This is a genomic window from Cupriavidus sp. FW305-27 (genome assembly GCF_058787995.1).
The window spans coordinates 200,845-220,242 of sequence record NZ_JBYTAG010000001.1; the positions used below are offsets into that span (position 1 = coordinate 200,845).

Here is a 19,398-nt window from a genome sequence, read left to right on the forward strand (position 1 = left end):
GGGGCCCGCGCGACGGCCAGCGCAAACACGGCAAAGCCCGCGCCCAGCGCCAGGAATTTGCCGGCCACGAGCCTGGCCGGCGCCACGCCGGCGCCGTGCATCATGCGCAGTGTGCCGCGCTGCCGCTCGCCGCTGACGGCATCGAAAGTGACTGCGATCACCAGCAGCGGCAACAGCACCGCGAACACGAAGCCGGCGCTCAGGTCGCCGAAGCGGGTGGATGGCAGCGCATCCTGCGCGGGCTCGAAGCGCGCCACATTGCGCCGGTGCGGCTCCAGCCACAGCGCCTGGCCAAAGTAGTCGCCCAGCCCCGGCTCGATCACCGTCAGCGCGGAGGCGGGCCGGAACACGTACAAGCCGAAGTGCGCGCCGCGATGCGGATGCTTGTCACCCTGGTCGTCCCACTGCTGCCGCGTGGCGGCGGTAACCTGCGCCACCTCGCTGGCGACGGCGGCATGCCGCTGCAGCGAGGCCAGGATGGCGACGGCCAATACCGCGGCGCCGATCGCAAGCAGGGCTGCGAAGCGCCCCTCCCTGGCCATCGCCCTGAGTTCCTTCACAACCACGGTCCTGATCATGGCGCAACACCCTGCGCGCGCGCATGGGCCAGGTAGGTTGAGGCCAGTGCCTCGTGGCCGACGGTGGCCGCGTCAAACTCGGCCACCAGCACGCCGGCACGCAGGATGCCGATGCGGTCGGCGAGCTGCCTGGCGTTGAACAGGTCATGCGTGGCCATCAGCACCGCCGTGCCCGCGTCCGCCGCTTGCCGGACACGGCTTGCCATGTCATCGGCCGCGGCCGGGTCCAGCCCTGAGGTCGGCTCGTCAAGCAGCAGCAATGACGCGGATTTGGCCTGGGCAATGGCCAGGCCCACCTTCTGGCGCATGCCCTTCGAGTATTTCGCTACGCGCCGGCCGTGCGCGTCGCGGGCCAGCCCCGCGCCGTCCAGCAGCGCCGTGGCCTCGGCACGCGACAGGCTGATGCCGGCAATCGCGCAGAAGTAATCCAGGTTTTCCGCGCCGGACAAGTAGGGATACAGCGCGACGTTCTCGGGCAGGTAGGCGACGCGCCGCCTGACCGCAGCCGGATCGGCAACGGGCGACAGTCCGTCGACCAGCACCGTGCCACCGGCCGGCGGGACAAACCCCAGCGTCACATCGATGGTGGTGGTCTTGCCCGCGCCGTTGCCGCCCAGCAAGGCGTAGATGCAGCCCTTCGGCACGGCAATATTCAGGCCGTCCACCACGCGACGCCCGTCGCGATGGACAACCAGGTCACGAATTTCAAGCATGTCGTGTCTCCGTCGAATACGTCAGAAGAAATAGCGTGCCGCCATGCCGGCTTGCCATTTCGGCTGCGGCGCTACCAGCAGCCCCGCTGCGGACCCATACGCGGCCTCGGTCGAGAACCGGTGCGGCTGCAGCACCGCGAACAGTGACAACTGGTATTGCTTCCAGTCGAGCACCGCGCGCAGGTCAAAGCGCGTGTAGGCCGGCATGAAACGCAGCTGGGTCTGCGGCGTTCCCATGTAGTAGGGAATACCGGTAGTCAGATAGGCATCGGCATTGACGGTCAGCTGCGCGCCCTGCAGCCGCTGGCGGTACTCGGCGCCCAGCTTGAGCAGGTGCCGGGGAACCGACAGCCTGGCCCCCGTGTTGGGCAGCGGGTTGTTCGCTTCGGCCTGGATGATCTGGCCATAGCTGGCGTAGACCGACACCGGGCGGATGGGCCGCCAGCGGGCCTCGAGCTCATATCCCTTGCGCGTCGTGTCGCCGACCGACTTGAACGATCCGTCCGGCTGCCCCACGATCTCGTCCTCATTCAGCGTGTAGTAGGCTGCTGCGGTCACGGTCAGGTTGTTGGCCGGCGTCGCGGTAAAGCCCACGTCGTAGGATTTCACCTTCGACGGCGATACGTCATAGACCGTGCCGCCGGGCGCGCCCAGCGGGCCCGTGGCCCCGCTGCTGCTGATCTGCTCCGCGGCCGGCGAACGGAAGCCCTGCGCGACGTTGGCGAACAGGTCGAGCCGGGGCAGCACCGACCAGACCGCGCCGAGCTTCGGCGTGGTGACGCCCGAGAAGTAGTCGGTGCTCGCTGCCGGCAGCTTGCGGTTGACGATGTCGTAGTCGAACCAGTCGCGCCGCAGGCCGGCGGTCAGCTTGACCGCTTCGACGGGCCTGAACTGCCCCTGCACGAACAGCCCGTAGGTGAGCAGGTCGAGCTGCTGCGCGTTGATATAGTTCGCAGTGGGCACGCCACGCACCCAGATCTGGCGCTGCGCGTCGCCGCGGTCGCGGCGCACTTCCGCGCCGACCATGAGCGCGGCCCGGTCTCCGAAGGTGAAGTTGTTGGCCAGCCGGCCGCCGAAGATGTTCCGGTCATCCGAACCCACGGTGTGCTGCACGCTGCTGGTGGCAATGCCACGCTCGCGCTCGAAGGCTTCCCCGTACAACGTCGCATACCAGCCGTCCTCGCCATGCGCCGGGGCGCGATTCAGCGCGAACATCGAACGCTTGCCGCTGCCGAAGCCCGGCAGCCCGTATTGCGTGGAGCGCGGGTCCACCTTGCCGGATTGCAGGTCGCTCAGCAGCAGGTAGCCGGCGGCTGTCGATTCGGAGCGATAGTGGTTGAGCCGCAGGCTGTAGACGCCGTCGCCGATCCTGGTCGACAGCTTCCAGAAAAAGTTGTCGCGGTCGGTGCTGCCGTCGTACCGGTAGCTATGGGTGCGGTAGATATCGGCCACGAACAGCGACTTGATCGGCTCAGGCCCGGGCCGGAACGCATGGCTGCCTGACAGGACCAGTGTTGCGCGCTTGCCGTTGTACCGGTCGAAGTCGATGCCGATGCTGGAGGGCACGTCGCCCGACTGCGTGCTGATCGGCACGGCACCCGCCCGGTTCTGGTCGCCATACAACGCGGACACCGGCCCCTTGATGACGTCGATCTGGCCGATCATGTCCGGGGTCAGCCATTCCAGGAATGCAGGCCCATGCCCGGCGCCGGCCTGGCTGGACGGCATGTTCTGCGGCACCCCGTCCACATAGACTGCGGTGTCGGCGCCGTGCGTGCCCTGGGTGGCGAAGCCGCGCATGCGGAAACCGTTGCCCGTATCGCCCTGGTCGATGTTGTTGGCCACCACCCCAGGTACACGACGGAACATGTTGGAGATGTCCCGGCCGATATTGATGGTGCCCAACTCGTCGGCGGTGACGACCGAGACCGCGGCCGGCAGGCCGGTGCTGTCCGTGGTCACGAGCTTGCGTTTGCCTTGCAGGCTGGTGTCCTGCGTCGCCACCACGCTGACTTCCGGCAGCACCGTATGCTGGCCTTCGGCAAATGCGGCCTGACTGAAGACGCCCGACGAGAGCGAGAGCAGTGTCCAGGCCAGGGGGCGCGCGGCACCCGTGTTTTCGTTCTTGTTCATGAGGCCTCGCGGCAGCCCGGCGGTATCCGCTACGGGCACCGGGCTTGCCGTACAAAATTCAGACGTGAGCATGCCGCCCGCCTGGCATGACGCAGCGGACGCGCAATCAGATATACGGGAAAGGGATGCGGCCGGGGGTTAGCCGGCGGCGCGGGCCAGCGCCGGTGGCGCGCGCAAGGCGGGCGGAGAGAGGAAGCGGGTACGCCATGTCGGCGCGGCGACATCGACCTGCCGTACCCGTGACAACAGGCGCAGGATGACGCAGAGCAATTGCACCGCGATGGCGGCGCTGATGAAGAGATGCAACCGGGGCGAGCACCACAGGCAATCGCAATCCGTCGTGCCATCGGCAGGCACGCGGTCCGTGTCGGACGTGTCCGGCGTGGCGGCCGTATCGGGGATTGCGCCTGCGCTTGTGTTCGCCACGACAGCCTCCAACCGCGTTCCCGGTACCGCATGCACGTGCGTCACCGCGGCCCACGCCTGCACTAGCAAGAGCAGGAGCACGGCCCAGATGAGACGAACGAAGTTCGCATGCTTACGCATTGATGGAGGCGCTGGCTGTGTCGACCGGCGCCATATTAACGCAACTCAATTGCAATTGTAAGTCGATGCCGCGACAAGCCTGTCCTGCAAGCCGCTAAAGACTGCACCGTTCCCGCCGTTAAGCAAGAGTTGGCCAGCGAAGACATTGGCAAGACAGGCAGCCGGCACGCCGGCGCCTGCACTTCTGGGGTGGAAACGGGGGAGAGACATGCAAAACCTGGGGATTCGCATACGCCTGGGCGCGGCATTTGGCGCCATGTGGTCGCTGATGGCGATCGGGATCGCGGTGGCCTTGCCGCGGATGCAGGAGGCGGCCGATGCGCGGCGCCTGCTGATCGCGTTGGGCGTGGGTGGGCTATGCCTGGCGGTGGGCGCGGTCTGGGCGCTGGCGCGCAGCATCGAGGCGCCGTTGTCAGAAGCCGTCTACATAGCCGAGACCGTGGCGGCTGGCGACCTCAGCCAGGAGTTCGACACCGAGCGCGGCGGCGAGTTTGGGCGGCTGCTGGGCGGCCTGGGAGAGATGGAAGACATGCTCACCGACCTGGTGACACGCATCCGCGCTTCCACCGATTCGATCACCGCCGCTTCGCACCAGATTGCCGCGGGCAATACCGACCTGTCGCAGCGCACGGAAGAGCAGGCGGCGGCGCTGGAAGAGACCGCGTCAAGCATGGGCGAGCTGACCTCGATGGTGCAGCAGAACACCGAACGCGCGCGCGCCGCCAACGGGCTGGCGGCAACCGCATCGGGAATCGCCGCGCGCGGTGGCGAAGTGGTGGGCAACGTGGTGCAGACCATGTCGGCGATCAGCGCCAGCTCGCGCAAGGTCACGGACATCATCGAAGTGATCGAAGGCATTGCCTTCCAGACCAATATCCTGGCGCTGAACGCGGCGGTGGAAGCCGCGCGCGCGGGTGAGCAGGGGCGCGGCTTTGCCGTGGTGGCCGGCGAGGTGCGAACGCTGGCGCAACGCAGTGCGTCGGCGGCGCGGGAGATCAAGCAACTGATCGACGATTCGGTGCAGCAGGTGGACAGCGGCTCGGCACTGGTGGGCCAGGCCGGCGAGACCATGCAGGAGATCGTTCAGGCAGTGGCCAGCGTGACCGGGCTGCTGGGCGAGATCACTGCGGCCTCTGAACAGCAAAGTGCCGGGATTGCGCAGGTCAACGAGGCGGTGGCGCAGATGGACACCGTGACGCAGCAGAATGCGGCGCTGGTGGAGCAGGCGGCCAGTGCCTCGCACGAACTGGCGGGCCAGGCCACTGAGCTGCAGCGCGTGGTGGGCGAGTTCAGGCTGGATGCGGAACCGGCGTCAGCACAGGCGCCGGGGCATGGCGCATTCAGGCAGGTTGCGGCGTTCGGCTGATGTGGGCAGCGCGGATTGCTGACTGATTGCGCGCCCCCTCTCCCGCAAGCGGGAGAGGGGAGCAAACCAGCGGGAGGCAGGACCCTTCAGCAATTCAAGCCGTCACGCAAGCCGGAAGCACCGCCTGCACCGCCGCCGCAAAGCGCTCGACAATCCTGTCGATATCCTGCGGCGTGCAAATAAACGGCGGTGCGAACAACACGTGGTCGCCATGCACGCCATCGACCGTGCCACCCATCGGATAGACCAGCAGGCCGTTCTGCACGGCGGCGGCTTTCAGGCGCGCATGCGTCTTCAGCGCCGGATCGAGCGTGGCCTTGCTGTCGCGGTCGGCCACGAACTCCACACCGACGAACAAGCCGCGTCCACGGATATCGCCCAGGTTGGGATGGTCACCCAGCACCTCGCGTAACCGTGCGCGCAGTTGCTCGCCGCGCGCCAGCACGTTGGCCAGCAAGTTGTCTTCGGCAATGGTCCGCTGCACCGCCAGCGCCGCGGCGCAGGCCGTGGCATGGCCGATATAGGTATGGCCATGCTGGAAGAAGCCGCTGCCGCCGACGATGGCGTCGTAGATCCTGCGCGTCGACAGCATCGCGCCGATCGGCTGGTAGCCCGCACCCAGGCCCTTGGCAATGGTGACGATATCGGGCACCACGCCATCCTCTTCGCACGCGAACAGGAAGCCGGTACGGCCCATGCCTGACATCACTTCATCCAGGATCAGCAGCACGCCGTACTTGTCGCACACGGCGCGGATGCGCTTCAGGTAGTCGCCCACCGGCGGCACCGCGCCGGCGGTGGCGCCCACCACGGTTTCGGCAACGAAGGCGGCCACCGTGTCGGGGCCAAGTTCCAGGATCTTGGCTTCCAGCTCGTCGGCCAGGCGCCGTGCGTATTGCGCGTCGGTCTCGCCGGCCTGCTGGTCGCGGTAGGCATAGCACGGCGACACGTGGTGCGCCGGCACCAGCAGCGGCAGGAAGGGCTCGCGCCGCCAGGCGTTGCCGCCGATGGCCAGCGCGCCCAGGGTGTTGCCATGGTAGCTCTGGCGGCGCGCGATGAAGTGGCGGCGGCTGGGCTGCCCGGCTTCGACGAAATACTGGCGCGCCAGCTTCAGCGCCGACTCCACCGCTTCGGAGCCGCCGGAGACAAAGTAGACATGGTCGAGATCGCCCGGCGCGGCCTGCGCCAGCGTCTCGGCCAGCATTTCCGATACCTCGGTGGTAAAGAACGACGTATGCGCGTAGGCGATGGTGTCGAGCTGCGACTTGATCGCCTCGATCACGCGCGGATGGCCGTGCCCCAGGCACGACACGGCGGCACCGCCGGAGGCGTCGAGATAGCGCCGGCCTTCGCTGTCGATCAGTTCGATGCCCTGCCCGGCAACGGCAACGGGCAGCTTCTGGCGCGGATTGCGATGGAATACGTGGGTCATGATGGTGTGGTGGTGGTGCCGCGCGTCAGCGGCGCAGAGCGGAATCGGTGTCGGCGGGGTGGCGCTCCAGCACGCGGCCGGAAAACGCGGGCAGTGCGCTGCCTTCGCTGTCCGTCTGTGTGGACTGTTCCCAGACCCTGGCGCCGTTGACCCAGACGCCGTGGATGCCGGTGCTCAGTTGCAGCGGGTCTTCAAAGGTGGCACGGTCCTGCACCCGGTCCGCATCGAACAGCACCAGGTCGGCAAACGCGCCCGGCACGATCCGGCCGCGGTCCGCCAGCCCGTATTGCTGCGCGGCCAGGCCGGACATCTTGTGGATTGCGGTTTCCAGCGTCATCAGCTGGTCTTCGCGCACCATGCGCGCCAGGATGCGCGGGAAGGTGCCCCACTGGCGCGGATGCGGGCGCGGATCGAACGGCAGGCCGTCCGAGCCGAAGATGGTCAGCGGAAACTGCGCAATGCGCTCGACATCGCGCTCATCCATGATGAAGTAGATCGCCGCCGCGGGGCGCAGCTTTGCCAAGAGCGCGTCCTCGTCCAGGCCAAGCTCCTGCATCAGCTCGTGGAAGTCGCGGCCGCCCGCGGGCGGGTAGCCGGTGGACCAGGTGATCATGGTGCGCGTGGACTGGCGCACGCGGTCCAGCCGCAGCATGGTCGAGGTCGCGGGATAGGGATGGCAGTCCAGGCACAGCGGCTGCAAGCGCGCGGCGTCGGCCAGCAGGCCGAGGGTTTCGACCGAGCGGCCATGATTGCGCTTGCCCGCGACCTTGTGGTGGGAAAACACCACCTGGCAGTCAAGCGCGCGGCCAATGCGCAGCGCTTCTTCGATCGACGGCACGATGTCGTCGGTCTCGTCGCGCAGGTGGGTGGAATAGACGCCGCCGTGGGTGCGGACCGGCTCGCACACGGCGATGATCTCGGTTTCGGTGGCGGCTGCCGCGGGCGGATAGAACGTGCCGGTCGAGACACCGAAGGCGCCCGCCTCCATTGCCAGCCTGACCTCGTCGCGCATCGCAGCGATTTCTTCTGCATTGGCGGCCCGGTTCAGCTCCGGCATCGCGCGCACGCGCAACGTCGAATGCCCGAGCAGCGGCACCACGTTGACGTTGGCCGGCGTCGCGCGCAATGCGTCGAGCCACTGCGCGAAGGTATCGAAGCGGAACAGCGCGGGCGGCCCCAGCAGGTCCAGCGGCTGCGGCGGCGCGCTGCTGACCAGCGGTGCCACGCTGATGCCGCAGTTCCCGGTGACCACGGTGGTGATGCCCTGCGACACCTTGGGCGTCATGTCCCGATGCACCAGCAGGTAGCCGTCGTCGTGCGTGTGGGCATCGATAAAGCCCGGTGCCAGCACGCGGCCGGCTGCGTCCACGGTATGGTCCGCGGTCATGTCAGCGCAGTCGCCTACGGCGACGATGCGGTCGCCCGTGACTGCCACATCGGCCACGCGGCGGGCTGCGCCCGTGCCGTCCACGACCGTGGCGTTGCGGAAGATCAGGTCGGCGCGCCGGGGCGCGGCTGGTTGCGATGCCATCGTCAATCCTTGTCTCGTTGGCGGGCCTTACTGCGGCGTGATGCCGGCCTGCCTGACCACGGCCGCCCATTTGTCGGTTTCACGCGCGGCATAGCCGGCCAGCGCCTGCGGCGTGCCGCCGACCGTCTCGGCGCCCAGTGCGGCGAACTTGTCCTTGATGGCCGGATCCGCCAGCGCGCGGTTGAAGGCGCCGTTGAGCTTGCCCACCACCCCGGCGGGCGTGCCTTGCGGCGCGACCAGGCCGCCCCAGGCCACCCCCTCGAAACCCGGCACGCCGGACTCCGCGATGGTGGGCAGCGCCGGCAGCAGCGGCGAGCGCGCCAGGCTGGTCACCGCCAGCGGCTTGAGCTTGCCGGCCTTGATCAGCGGCAGGATGGTCGGCATGTTGTCGATCAGCACATTGACCTGGCCGCCCATCACATCGGTGGCGGCCTGCGGGCTGCCCTTGTAGCCGACGTGCGTCCAGGCCAGCCCCGCCTTGTCCGCGAGCAGCTGGCCAGTCAGGTGGCCGGACGTGCCCTGGCCCGGCGAGGCATAGGTGACCTTGTCCGGGTTGGCCTTGACGTAGGCCACCAGCTCGGCAAAGGTCTTCACCGGCATCTCCGGCCTGACCGCGATCACATTCGGCACCTTGAACAGCAGCACCACCGGCACGAAGGCATCGGGCCGGTACGGCAGCTTGCGGAAGGTGCTCTTGTTGATCGACAGCGTCACGTTGTTGGCATAGCCGAGCGTGTAGCCGTCAGGCGCGGCGCGTTCCAGTTCGGAGATGCCGATCACGCCCGAGGCGCCGGGCTTGTTGTCGATCACGAACGACTGGCCCAGCGACTTGCCGACTTCGGCGCCCAATGCGCGCATCAGCACGTCGGGACTGCCGCCGGCGGCTGACGGCACCACCAGGCGGATCGGGCGCGACGGATAGCTGTCCGCCATTGCCGGGCCAGCCAGGCCCACGGCGCCCAGCCACAACAGGGTGGCCATGAACCGTCGCTTTTGCTGCTGCCTTTGATCTTGCATCTCGATATCCCGTTCAGTACCTGGGTTGGACCCGGCTACGCGTTTGCAGTATAGGGGCATGACCCGAACCAATGCAACATTTGTTTCTTAAATGCTCATCATGAAACAATAACGATGCGACGCCGGCACGAATGCCTTTGCCGCAACGGCCCGAACTCCATGAAACAGTCGTTACAGCCATCGGGGCGTCGCGCTGCGGCACAGCCCCTGCGCCTCAAGGAAGCGCGCCGCCGCCAGTGCCTGGCTCTCGAGCCCGGGCGCGGCCACGATCTGGATGCCTGCGGGCAAGCCCTCGCCCGCGCACGGCGCGGCTACAACGGGCAGGCCCGCCAGCGACAACGGGCGCGTCAGGTGCCCGGCATCGGCACGTGGGCAATAGATGCGGCCGGTGCCGTTGACGGTGTCGGCACCGATCGGCGTGGCCGCATAGGGCGTCGAAGGGGCCAGCAGCAGGTCGACGTCATCGAACAGCGCCAGCAGCCGCTGCCGCCACGCTGACTGGTACTGGCGCGCGATGTCATACCAGCCGCGCGGCATCGCCAGCCCGGCCAGGATGCGCTGGCGCACGAAGGCGCTGTAGCCGCCATGGCGCTCGGAGAAGCCCATGGCCTGGTGGTTGCGCCCGACTTCGTAGGCGGAGATCACCGAGGCGGCATCGCGCGAACTGTCGGCGTCGGGCAGGTCAATGGTGCGCACCGCGCCAAAGGCCGAGGCCACACGCAGCACCGCCGCCTGCACCGCGGGCTCGGCAAAATCGGAGAAGCCGCGGCCGAGCACGCCGACGCGCAGCGTCGCGGCACCACGGCCTTGCGGATCAGCAGGCGCGTCCACGCCGAGCATTGCCGCATAGGCCAGCGCGAGGTCACAGGCGCTGCCGGCCATCGGGCCGACCGTATCCAGGCTCTGCGCATACGGCACGCATCCGGCCAGGGACAACCGCCCCGTGGTCGGGCGCAGCCCCCAGATGCCGCAGAACGCGGCCGGGGCGCGGATCGACCCATTGGTATCCGAACCCAGCCCGAACGGCACCACCCCGGCAGCCACCAGCGCCGCGGTGCCGGCCGACGAGCCGCCGGTGATGCGCGACGGATCGAGCGGATTGCGCACCGGACCGCCGATCACGTTCTCGCCGGTAGCGCCGCACGCGTATTCGTCCATCGCCGCCAGCGCAACGGGCACCGCGCCCGCGGCGACCAGCGCCTCGACCGTATCGGCATGGCGCAGTGCCGGCAGCTCCTGCGCGCGTGGCGCGGCGCCGGCCAGCGTGGCGTGGCCGCGCACGTCCAGCAGGCTCTTCACCACGAACGGCACGCCCGCCAGCGGCGGCAGCGGCCGGCCCTGCGCGCGCAGCCGGTCCAGCGCGGCGGCCTGCGCCAGTGCGCTGTCCGCCAGCAGCGCCGAGCAGGCATTGAGCGGCGCGGCGGCTTCGGCGCGCTGCAGGGCGTCTTGCACCAGGTCGAGGGCAAGCCGCTCGCCGCTGCGTACTTGCGCGGCCATGGCGGCGGCGGTCAGCGTGTCAGCAACCATGCTGCCCCTCCGCTTGCGCCAGCGCCTGGCGCAGGCCCGCCACCATGGCCGCCATGCCGGCCAGCAGCGCGGCGGCCTGCTCGCAATCCTGAGGTGCCACCGGCACCTGCAGGCCCGCGGCGGCTTGTGCCACCAGGCCGGCGGGATCGTCATCGCTTGCTTGTGCCATGGTTGCTTGCGCCATCCCTCAGCTCCGCGATTGCATCAGCTGGCGTGGAATCGCCAGGATCAGCACCGCCGCGGCCAGCATCAGCCCGGCCAGCGCCAGCACGCCCAGCGAGATGCTGCCGGTGCTCTGCTTGATGCCGCCCATCAGCACCGGGCCGATCAGGCCGGCCAGGCTGGCCGCGCTGTTGATCATGGCAATGCCGCCAGCCGCGGCGGTGCCGGCCAGCACGCGGCCCGGCAGGCCCCAGAACATCGACAGCGTGGCCATCAGGCCGGAAATGCCGATAGTCAGGAACACCATCGCCATCACCGTGTTGTGCGGGAACAGCGTGCTCGCCCACATGCCGACGGCGGCCACCAGCAGCGGCAGCGCGGAGTGCAGGCGGCGCTCGCCGGTGCGCTCGGCGTGCGCGGCGTTGACGTTCATCGCCACGCACGCGACCGCATACGGGATCGCCGTCAGCATGGCGATCTCAAGCGGCGACGACATCCCGGTCGACTGGATGATGGTGGGCAGCCAGAACACCAGGCCGTAGTTGCCGATATTGAACAGCAGGCAGATCGCCATCAGCATCCACAGGACCGGCGACTTGAGCGCGGCGATGAAGCGGGTGTTCTTCTTCGCGTTCTCGGTGGTCAGCGTGCGCGTGATGGCGCCCGCCTCGGCCGGCGTGAGCCATGGCGCGGCCTCCGGCGACTCGGGCAGCATGCGCAACAGCAGCAGGCCCAGCACGATGGCCGGCAGCGCCTCGATCAGGAACATCCACTGCCAGCCTTGCAGCCCGTGCAGGTCATGCGTGGCTGACATCAGCGCGCCGGAGATCGGGCCGCCCAGCACCATGCCCAGCGGCATCGCCAGGAACAGGATCGACATGATGCGCGACTGCCGGTCGGCCGGGTACCACTTGTTCAGGTACATCACCGCGGCCGGGAAGAAGCCGGCCTCGGTCACGCCCAGCAGGAAGCGCGCCGCGTAGAACTCCATCGGCGTGGTCACGAACATGGTCGCGGCGGATACCAGCCCCCACAGGATCATGATGGCCGCCATGCTGCGGCGCATGCCGAGGCGGTAGATCAGCAGGCTGCTGGGCACCTGGCACAGCATGTAGCCCCAGAAGAAGATGCCCGCGCCCAGGCCATAGACCACGTCGCTCAGCCCCAGCGCCTGCTGCATCTGCAGCTTGGCGAAGCCCACGTTGACCCGGTCCAGGTAGCTGAAGAAGTAGCACAGCACGATAAACGGCACGATGCGGCGCGTGACCTTGGCGAACGCGGCGGCGGCGGCGTCCGGCAACACCGCGGCGTGGCCCGGGGACTGCGGGATGGCTGGCTTGGCCAGGGACATGATGGATCTCCTCCTTGTACGGGCGCGCGGTATCCGGCGCCATGGAGATGCCATCATAGCGGAATATGAAACAAACGTTCCACTAACGTTTACACTGAAACAAACGGTTTTATGCCTTCACGTGACGCGGAAGACCCGCCCAATGAAAAAGGGCGGCAATGCATGCCGCCCTGTGGCGCTGTCAGGCTGGTGCGCGCGGCTTGTCCGCCGCACGCTTGCGCGGGGCCTTGCCGCCGCCTCTTGCCGGCGGCGCTGCCGGCCCGGTGACATCCTGCGAGGCGCCGACCATGGTCAGGGCGTTGCCGTGCTCGTCCAGCGTGACCTCGCCTTCCTCATGGATGTCGCGATGGCTGCCGTCGGGCAGCTGGATGCGGTAGTCGACACTGTACGGCGCCTTGTCGACGATGGCCGCGCGGATGGCCGCCTGCACGCGCGCGCGGTCCTCCTCGACGATCGACGCCAGGTAGCGCTCCATGGTCACCTTGAACGCCTGCGGGGCCCAGCCGAAGATGCGGTAGGCCTCGTCGGTCCAGGCGCAGTCGTCGGTCTGGATATTCCAGTACCAGCCGCCCAGGTGGGCAATCTCCTGCGCCTTGGCCAGCAGCGCCTCGTTCTGGCGCAGCGCAGCCTCGGCGCGGCGCCGCTCGGTGATGTCCAGGCTGACGCCGATCATCTTGACCGGGCGCTGGTCGAAGTCGCGCACCAGCGTGGCCCGCGACGAGATCCAGCGCGTGGTGTCCCCGTGCACGACGCGGAACTCCCACTCGTGCATCTCCTGCGCGCCCAGCGTGCGCGCCAGCACCTCGCGCAGGCGCGCGACATCGGCCGGATGCACGCAGGCCCAGAAGTCGTCCATGTTGCGGATGTGGCGGCCGAACAGCGTGACGTCGTTGGACGAGTAGGTCAGGCCATCGGTCAGCACGTTCCATTCCCAGGTGACGATGCCCGAGACCTCCTGCGCGAACTTCATGCGCGCCTCGCTCTCCATGATCTCCGCCAGGTGCTTCTGGCGCAGTTCCTTGATGTGTGGGTCAGAGGCGGTGCTGGCCTCCAGGTCGGCGATGGCCTGCTCGCCGTAGCGCAGCCACAGCCAGTTGACGCCCAGGAAGCGCGCCAGCGCGAGCAGCCGCTCGTATTCGATCTCGCCGCCGCGGGTCCACTTGTGCACCGCCGACGGCGATACCGACAGCGCCTCTGCCACCTGCTTGAGCATGATCCTTTTGCCTTCCAGCACCCCCTTCAGGCGCGTGGCAAAAGTGTCTTCCGTCATGGGCATCCCCTCCGCTTTTTTTCAACCGATGGTGAATTGAGTAACTCGAACCTTACACCATCACCGCAAATCGCGCGAATTGATAGCCATGGACCATCAAGCGAGCAGGTTTCATCGGTTTTTTGAATTGCAATACCCCTGCGCTCCTCACTAGACTTCACTTCACATCACCAACAGTAATTTAATTAACTGTTAGTGAATCGATAAGGCAACGAGACCAACAAGGAGACAACCCATGCAAGAGACCACCGCCCCCGCCTGCGGCACCACCCCGCCGCTGGCCTATACGCTGCCGGCCCACTACTACACCTCGCAGGAAGTCTTCGAGCAGGAGAAGAAGACCATCTTCGCGCGCAGCTGGGTGTGTGTGATGCACAAGAGCCAGGTGGCCGAGAACAACCAGTACGCCACAGTGAAAGTGGCCGGCGAGAACGTGTTCGTGGTGCGCGGCCGCGACGGCGTGTTGCGCGCGTTCTACAACGTCTGCCCGCACCGCGCCCATGAGCTGTTTGCGGATGGCGCGGGCAAGGCCAAGAACGTGATCACTTGCCCGTATCACGCCTGGTCGTTCGGCCTGGACGGCAAGCTGATCCACGTGCGCAACGCCGAGAACGTGCCGGGCTTCTGCAAGGACAACGCCGGCCTGACGCCGGTGCGCGTGGAAGAATTCTGCGGCCTGGTCTTCGTCAACCTGGACATGGACGCGAAACCGCTGGCCGAGCTGGCAGGCGGCCTCAACGACGAGATCCGTGCGCGCTGCCCGGATGTCGACAAGCTGGTGCCCGCGCACAAGCTCACCTACGAGATGAAGGCCAACTGGAAGGTGGTGGTCGACAACTACCTGGAATGCCTGCACTGCCAGACCGCGCACCCGGCGCTGGTCGAGTCGATCAGGATGGAGACCTACAAGCACGAAGTGCGCGGCCTCTACACCAGCCAGGTCGGCCAGACGCGCTCGGGCAGCGACGCCTTCACCTATGACAGCGACGCCCCCAACACCGACTTCGCCGCCTACTGGCTGTGGCCCAACGTGACGCTGAACGTGCTGCCGGGCGATGGCAACTACGGCGTGTTCTACATGTTCCCGGTGGATGCCGACACCACCATCCAGCACTTCGAGTTCTACTTCCGCGACAGCACGCCCACGGCCGAGCAGGAGCAACTGATCGAGTACTACAAGAACGTGCTCAAGCCCGAAGACCTGAGCATCGTCGAATCGGTGCAGCGCGGCCTGAAGTCGCGCGGCTACCGCAACGGGCAGGGCCCGCTACTGGTCACCGACGACAAGACCTCCGCCATCGGCGAGCACGGCGTGCAGCACTTCCAGCAGATGGTGCTCGACGCCCTGGCCGCCTGAAACGAACCACCGAACCGGAACCGCAGCAATGATCCTGACCCAGCTCTATATCGACGGCCAGTGGCAGTCGCCCATCGACCAAGGCACGCGCGCCATCCTGAGCCCGGCCGACGAGTCCGTGATCGCCCAGGCAGCCGAAGCCACCCGCGCCGACGCGCGCCTGGCCATCGCCGCTGCGCGCAAGGCCTTCGACGGCCCGTGGCGCCAGACGACGATCCGTGACCGCGCCAGGCTGCTGAACAAGATCGCCGAACTGATTGACCGCGATGCCGAGAAGCTCGCCCGACTGGAGTCGCTCAACACCGGCAAGACGCTGACCGAGAGCCGCACCGACATGGGCGATATCGCCGCCACCTTCCGCTACTTTGCGGGGCTGGTCGCATCCGAGTCGGGCGCCGTCAACGAAGCCCCGCACCATGTGATCAGCCGCACCCTGCGCGAGCCGGTTGGCGTGTGCGGCCTGATCACGCCGTGGAACTACCCGCTGCTGCAGGCCGCGTGGAAGATCGCGCCCGCGCTGGGCGCCGGCAATACCGTGGTGATCAAACCCAGCAACCTGACGCCGCTGACCACGCACCACTTCACGCAACTGGTGGCCGAGCTGGACCTGCCGCCGGGCGTGTTCAACCTGGTGACCGGCGGCGCCGAAGTCGGTGCCGAGCTGGCCGAGAGCCTGGACGTGGACCTGGTGTCCTTCACCGGCGGCGCCTATGCCGGCGAAAGCATCATGAAGGCCGCCACCGGCAACTTCAAGCGCATCGGCCTGGAGCTGGGCGGCAAGAACCCGAACATCGTGTTTGCCGATGCCGACCTGGACGCAGCGGTCGACTACGCGCTCAATGCCGCGTTCTTCCACGCCGGGCAGGTCTGCTCCGCCGGCTCGCGCCTGATGATCGAGGACGGCATCTATGATGCATTCATCAGCCGGCTGGCCGAGCGCCTGCCGCGCATCGTGATCGGCAACGGCTTCCACGGCGAGACCCAGATGGGCCCGGTGCAGTCGGCGCAACAGCACGAGAAGATCCTGGGCATGGTGCAGGCCGGCATTGCCGAGGGTGCACGGCTGGTCCACGGCGGCAAGCGGCCGGCTGGCGACGTCTTCAAGACGGGCTACTGGCTGGAACCGACGCTGCTGGCCGACGTGACGGCAGACATGAAAATTGCGAAGGAGGAGATTTTCGGGCCGGTGATCACGGCCGAGCGCTTCCGCTCCGAGGAAGAGGTGCTGCGTGCCGCCAACGACACCCCGTACGGCCTGGCCGGCGCGGTCTGGACCCGCGACCTGGACAAGGCCAACCGGATGTCGCGCGGGCTGCGCTTCGGCACGGTGTGGGTCAACGACTACCACCCGTACTTCCCGGAAGCGCCGTGGGGCGGCTACAAGGCGAGCGGCATCGGCCGCGAGCTGGCCCGCATCGGCCTGGACGAGTACACCGAACTCAAGCACAGCTATATCAACCTGGCCCCCAAGGCGATGGGCTGGTTCGGCGCCTGAGCGCAGCTGACTTCGCAATCGCGCGCGCGGCAGGCCCTCCCCCGGCCCGCCACGCACGGCGTCAAGCAAACAAGGAGATTGCACCATGCAGGCAATCCATGAGTACGACTACATCATCGTCGGCGCAGGCTCGGCCGGCTGCGTGCTGGCCGCGCGGCTGACCGAGGATGCCGATGTCTCGGTGCTGCTGCTGGAAGCGGGCGGCCCCGACTGGCGCCTGGACTGGCGCACCCAGATGCCGGCCGCGCTGGCGTATCCGCTGCAGGGCACCACCTATAACTGGGCCTACGTGACCGAGCCCGAGCCGCATATGAACAACCGGCGCATGACGCAGGGCCGCGGCAAGGGGCTGGGCGGTTCGTCGCTGATCAACGGCATGGTCTATATCCGCGGCAACGCGATGGACTACGACGGCTGGGCCGAAAACCGTTCGCTGGAGAACTGGAGCTACGCCGACTGCCTGCCCTATTTCCGCAAGGCCGAGACCTATGACAAGGGCGCCAACGACTACCACGGCGGCAACGGCCCGCTGCACGTGACCACGCCCAAGGCCGATATCAGCCCGCTGTTCCGCGCCTTTATCAAGGCCGGCGAGCAGGCCGGCTATGGCCAGACCGATGACCTGAACGGCTACAAGCAGGAAGGCTTCGGCCCGATGGACCGCACCACCACCGCGCGCGGGCGCCGCTGTAGCACCTCGCTGGCCTATCTGGACCAGGCCAAGGACCGGCCCAACCTGACCGTGCATACGCGCGCGCTGGCGGACCGCATCCTGTTCTCCGGCCAGCGCGCCATCGGCGTCTCGTACATCCAGGGCGACCATGTGCGCGAAGCGCGTGCGCGCCGGGAAGTGATCGTCAGCAACGGCGCGATCGCCTCGCCGCAACTGCTGCTGCGCTCGGGCGTGGGCAATGCGGACGAGCTGCGCGCATTTGGCATCGAGTCGGTGGCAGACCTGAAGGGCGTCGGCGAGAACCTGCAGGACCACCTCGAGATGTACCTGCAGTACGAATGCACCAAGCCCGTATCGCTGTACCCGGCGCTGAAGTGGTGGAACAAGCCCGCGATTGGCATCGAATGGTACCTGCGCGGCACCGGCACCGCGGCCTCCAACCACTTCGAGGCGGGCGGCTTTATCCGCAGCAGCGATGACTTTGCCTGGCCCAACCTGCAGTACCACTTCATCCCGCTGGCGATGAACTACGACGGCAGCAACCCGGTGCAGTCGCATGGCTTCCAGTGCCACGTGGGCTCGATGCGCTCGCCCAGCACCGGCTTTGTCAAGCTGGCCAGCCGCGACCCGCGCGTGAAGCCGCGCCTGCTGTTCAACTACATGGCGCACGACGTCGACTGGCGCGAGTTCCGCGCCGCGGTGCGCCTGACGCGCGAGATCATCGGCCAGCAGGCGATGGACCAGTTCCGCGGCCGCGAGATCAAGCCCGGCATGATGATCCAGAGCGATGCCGAGATCGACGCCTTCGTGCGCGAGCATGCCGAGACCGCGCTGCACCCGTCCTGCACCTGCAAGATGGGCGACGCTTCCGACCCGATGGCGGTGGTCGACAACCAGGGCCGCGTGCACGGGCTGTCTGGCCTGCGCGTGGTCGATGCCTCGATCATGCCGAAGATCATCACCGGCAACCTGAACGCGCCCACCATCATGATGGCCGAGAAGCTGGCCGACGTGATCCGCGGCCGCGCACCGCTGCAACGCTCGACGGCGCCTTACTACAAGGCCGCCACCGCGCGCGGCGGGGCGCAGGCAGACGCGGCGCGGCATCCGCCAGCCACTGCGCGAATGCCGATGCCGATGCCCGCCTGACCAGGCGGCGCGGCGCGCGGGCTTCCCGCCAGAACCCCTGACCGACGCATGTGCTGCCGGGACTTCGGTCCCCGGCGGGCAGCGTGCGTCCGGTCGGCGCGCCGCGCACCCACACCACAAAGCCGGCTACCCAGAACAAACCCAGACCGGCTGCAAGGAGGAGACTTCCATGCTGCGCAAATGCTTTGATTCAAGACGGGCCCTGCAAGGCGCCCTGCCCCTGCTGCTGTGCCAGGCGCTGAGCGCGCAGGCGCAGACCAGTGCCGAGGCCGAAACCAGGCTGGCCGTGGCGCCGGTGCCGCAGGTCACGGCGACCGTGCCGCCGGCCGAGGCCGCATCGCCAGCGCCGCTGAGCGCCAACCTGACCCTGACATCGCAATACGTATCGCGCGGCTTCCGCCAGACCTGGGGCAGGCCTGCGGTGCAGGGCGGCATCGACTACGCCCACCCGAGCGGCTTTTCCGCGGGCACGTGGATGTCGAGCATCAGCGACAAGTTCATCGAGGGCGGCACCGTCGAATGGGATCTGTATGCCGGCTACACCGGCACCATTGGCGACTTCACCTATGCCGGGCAGGTCTACTACTACCTGTACCCGGGCGCGAAACTGCAGTACGCGCAGACCAAGTACAACTACGGCGAAGCCGTCGCGTCGCTGACGTACAAGTGGTTCAACGTCAAGTACTGGCTGACCTATACGCCCGACTACTTCGGCTACAACAGCGCCTCGCTGCTCGCCGGCAATGACCTGCACAGCCGCGGCTCCGGCTACCTGGATATCAACGGCACCTTCGACCTGGGCCACGGCGTCACGCTGCTGCTGCATTACGGCCAGGAGCGCGTGCGCAACTTTGCCGCCTACAACTTCCGCGACGTGCGCGTGGCGCTGTCCAAGGCCTTCGAGGGCAGCTGGACCGTGACCGGCGCCTATACCCGCGGCTGGGGGCGTACCGACGTCTACGACAAGTACACCACCGGGGCGCTGGATTCGTCCGGCAACCCGTCCGTTTCCAACCCGCTGAAAAGCACGTTCCTGGTCTCGGTGACCAAGACGTTCTGACGGCAATCTTCAACCGCTGTTTTACCGCTTCCTACCAC

General features: G+C 67.5%; 16 protein-coding genes. 5 read left to right on the top strand and 11 right to left on the bottom strand.

Annotated elements, in window-relative coordinates:
* The 4 genes from AC3WRI_RS00865 to AC3WRI_RS00880 form a co-directional block, all read right to left on the bottom strand.
* A partial coding sequence (locus AC3WRI_RS00865; protein ID WP_492292343.1) for an ABC transporter permease occupies positions 1-578 on the bottom strand: 578 nt, incomplete at its 3' end.
* Positions 575-1,291, bottom strand: a complete 717-nt coding sequence (locus tag AC3WRI_RS00870) for an ABC transporter ATP-binding protein (protein ID WP_058696590.1) — start codon at positions 1,289-1,291, stop codon at positions 575-577. The genes AC3WRI_RS00870 and AC3WRI_RS00865, both read right to left, overlap by 4 nt.
* A 21-nt stretch (positions 1,292-1,312) precedes the next feature.
* A complete protein-coding gene (locus tag AC3WRI_RS00875; protein ID WP_492292344.1) occupies positions 1,313-3,424 on the bottom strand; it encodes a TonB-dependent receptor in 2,112 nt (703 codons plus the stop codon).
* A gap of 138 nt (positions 3,425-3,562) precedes the next feature.
* Positions 3,563-3,970, bottom strand: coding sequence for a DUF2946 family protein (locus tag AC3WRI_RS00880; RefSeq protein WP_010811016.1), 408 nt, complete (start codon positions 3,968-3,970; stop codon positions 3,563-3,565).
* Between the two features lie 208 nt (positions 3,971-4,178).
* Here AC3WRI_RS00880 and AC3WRI_RS00885 point away from each other — a divergent pair, with 208 nt between their 5' ends.
* Positions 4,179-5,336: a methyl-accepting chemotaxis protein gene (locus AC3WRI_RS00885; RefSeq protein ID WP_011617660.1), complete on the top strand. Its 1,158-nt coding sequence runs from the start codon at positions 4,179-4,181 to the stop codon at positions 5,334-5,336.
* 94 nt (positions 5,337-5,430) lie between these two features.
* Here the strand turns inward: AC3WRI_RS00885 and AC3WRI_RS00890 are convergent, their stop codons facing one another.
* The 7 genes from AC3WRI_RS00890 to AC3WRI_RS00920 all read right to left on the bottom strand — a co-directional run bounded on the left by AC3WRI_RS00890 (position 5,431) and on the right by AC3WRI_RS00920 (position 13,626).
* Positions 5,431-6,768, bottom strand: coding sequence for an aspartate aminotransferase family protein (locus AC3WRI_RS00890; protein ID WP_010811014.1), 1,338 nt, complete (start codon positions 6,766-6,768; stop codon positions 5,431-5,433).
* A 25-nt stretch (positions 6,769-6,793) separates the two neighbouring features.
* On the bottom strand, positions 6,794-8,299 hold the full coding sequence (locus AC3WRI_RS00895) for an N-acyl-D-amino-acid deacylase family protein (protein WP_492292345.1): 1,506 nt from the start codon (positions 8,297-8,299) through the stop codon (positions 6,794-6,796).
* Positions 8,300-8,326: 27 nt separating this feature from the next.
* Entirely contained in the window at positions 8,327-9,280 is a 954-nt protein-coding gene (locus AC3WRI_RS00900) for a Bug family tripartite tricarboxylate transporter substrate binding protein (RefSeq protein WP_010811012.1), read from the bottom strand.
* A 207-nt stretch (positions 9,281-9,487) separates the two neighbouring features.
* Positions 9,488-10,843 (bottom strand): amidase family protein, encoded by a 1,356-nt coding sequence (locus AC3WRI_RS00905; protein WP_492292346.1) that lies wholly within the window; start codon positions 10,841-10,843, stop codon positions 9,488-9,490.
* Positions 10,833-11,012, bottom strand: a complete 180-nt coding sequence (locus AC3WRI_RS00910; RefSeq protein ID WP_454749936.1) for a hypothetical protein — start codon at positions 11,010-11,012, stop codon at positions 10,833-10,835. The genes AC3WRI_RS00905 and AC3WRI_RS00910 overlap by 11 nt, the downstream gene beginning before the upstream one ends.
* A gap of 18 nt (positions 11,013-11,030) precedes the next feature.
* A complete protein-coding gene (locus AC3WRI_RS00915) occupies positions 11,031-12,356 on the bottom strand; it encodes an MFS transporter (RefSeq protein ID WP_492292348.1) in 1,326 nt (441 codons plus the stop codon).
* A 181-nt stretch (positions 12,357-12,537) separates the two neighbouring features.
* Positions 12,538-13,626, bottom strand: a complete 1,089-nt coding sequence (locus AC3WRI_RS00920; RefSeq protein WP_058696597.1) for a helix-turn-helix domain-containing protein — start codon at positions 13,624-13,626, stop codon at positions 12,538-12,540.
* 235 nt (positions 13,627-13,861) lie between these two features.
* On the opposite strand from AC3WRI_RS00920, the gene AC3WRI_RS00925 reads away from it, so the two are divergent.
* From AC3WRI_RS00925 to AC3WRI_RS00940, 4 genes are all read left to right on the top strand, one after another.
* A complete protein-coding gene (locus AC3WRI_RS00925) occupies positions 13,862-14,983 on the top strand; it encodes an aromatic ring-hydroxylating oxygenase subunit alpha (RefSeq protein ID WP_010811007.1) in 1,122 nt (373 codons plus the stop codon).
* Between the two features lie 28 nt (positions 14,984-15,011).
* Positions 15,012-16,478, top strand: a complete 1,467-nt coding sequence (locus AC3WRI_RS00930; protein WP_010811006.1) for an aldehyde dehydrogenase family protein — start codon at positions 15,012-15,014, stop codon at positions 16,476-16,478.
* Positions 16,479-16,563: 85 nt separating this feature from the next.
* Positions 16,564-18,300 (top strand): choline dehydrogenase, encoded by a 1,737-nt coding sequence (gene betA, locus AC3WRI_RS00935; RefSeq protein WP_492292350.1) that lies wholly within the window; start codon positions 16,564-16,566, stop codon positions 18,298-18,300.
* Positions 18,301-18,469: 169 nt separating this feature from the next.
* On the top strand, positions 18,470-19,360 hold the full coding sequence (locus tag AC3WRI_RS00940; RefSeq protein WP_058696601.1) for a TorF family putative porin: 891 nt from the start codon (positions 18,470-18,472) through the stop codon (positions 19,358-19,360).
* Positions 19,361-19,398: the final 38 nt, after the last annotated feature.

What these genes read in the sequence shown, in the direction of transcription:
- AC3WRI_RS00870 (WP_058696590.1), bottom strand. Translation starts at nt 1,291, where the DNA reads ATGCTTGAAATTCGTGACCTGGTTGTCCATCGCGACGGGCGTCGCGTG.
- AC3WRI_RS00875 (WP_492292344.1), bottom strand. Translation starts at nt 3,424, where the DNA reads ATGAACAAGAACGAAAACACGGGTGCCGCGCGCCCCCTGGCCTGGACA.
- AC3WRI_RS00880 (WP_010811016.1), bottom strand. Translation starts at nt 3,970, where the DNA reads ATGCGTAAGCATGCGAACTTCGTTCGTCTCATCTGGGCCGTGCTCCTG.
- AC3WRI_RS00885 (WP_011617660.1), top strand. Translation starts at nt 4,179, where the DNA reads ATGCAAAACCTGGGGATTCGCATACGCCTGGGCGCGGCATTTGGCGCC.
- AC3WRI_RS00890 (WP_010811014.1), bottom strand. Translation starts at nt 6,768, where the DNA reads ATGACCCACGTATTCCATCGCAATCCGCGCCAGAAGCTGCCCGTTGCC.
- AC3WRI_RS00895 (WP_492292345.1), bottom strand. Translation starts at nt 8,299, where the DNA reads ATGGCATCGCAACCAGCCGCGCCCCGGCGCGCCGACCTGATCTTCCGC.
- AC3WRI_RS00900 (WP_010811012.1), bottom strand. Translation starts at nt 9,280, where the DNA reads ATGGCCACCCTGTTGTGGCTGGGCGCCGTGGGCCTGGCTGGCCCGGCA.
- AC3WRI_RS00905 (WP_492292346.1), bottom strand. Translation starts at nt 10,843, where the DNA reads ATGGTTGCTGACACGCTGACCGCCGCCGCCATGGCCGCGCAAGTACGC.
- AC3WRI_RS00910 (WP_454749936.1), bottom strand. Translation starts at nt 11,012, where the DNA reads ATGGCACAAGCAAGCGATGACGATCCCGCCGGCCTGGTGGCACAAGCC.
- AC3WRI_RS00915 (WP_492292348.1), bottom strand. Translation starts at nt 12,356, where the DNA reads ATGTCCCTGGCCAAGCCAGCCATCCCGCAGTCCCCGGGCCACGCCGCG.
- AC3WRI_RS00920 (WP_058696597.1), bottom strand. Translation starts at nt 13,626, where the DNA reads ATGACGGAAGACACTTTTGCCACGCGCCTGAAGGGGGTGCTGGAAGGC.
- AC3WRI_RS00925 (WP_010811007.1), top strand. Translation starts at nt 13,862, where the DNA reads ATGCAAGAGACCACCGCCCCCGCCTGCGGCACCACCCCGCCGCTGGCC.
- AC3WRI_RS00930 (WP_010811006.1), top strand. Translation starts at nt 15,012, where the DNA reads ATGATCCTGACCCAGCTCTATATCGACGGCCAGTGGCAGTCGCCCATC.
- betA (WP_492292350.1), top strand. Translation starts at nt 16,564, where the DNA reads ATGCAGGCAATCCATGAGTACGACTACATCATCGTCGGCGCAGGCTCG.
- AC3WRI_RS00940 (WP_058696601.1), top strand. Translation starts at nt 18,470, where the DNA reads ATGCTGCGCAAATGCTTTGATTCAAGACGGGCCCTGCAAGGCGCCCTG.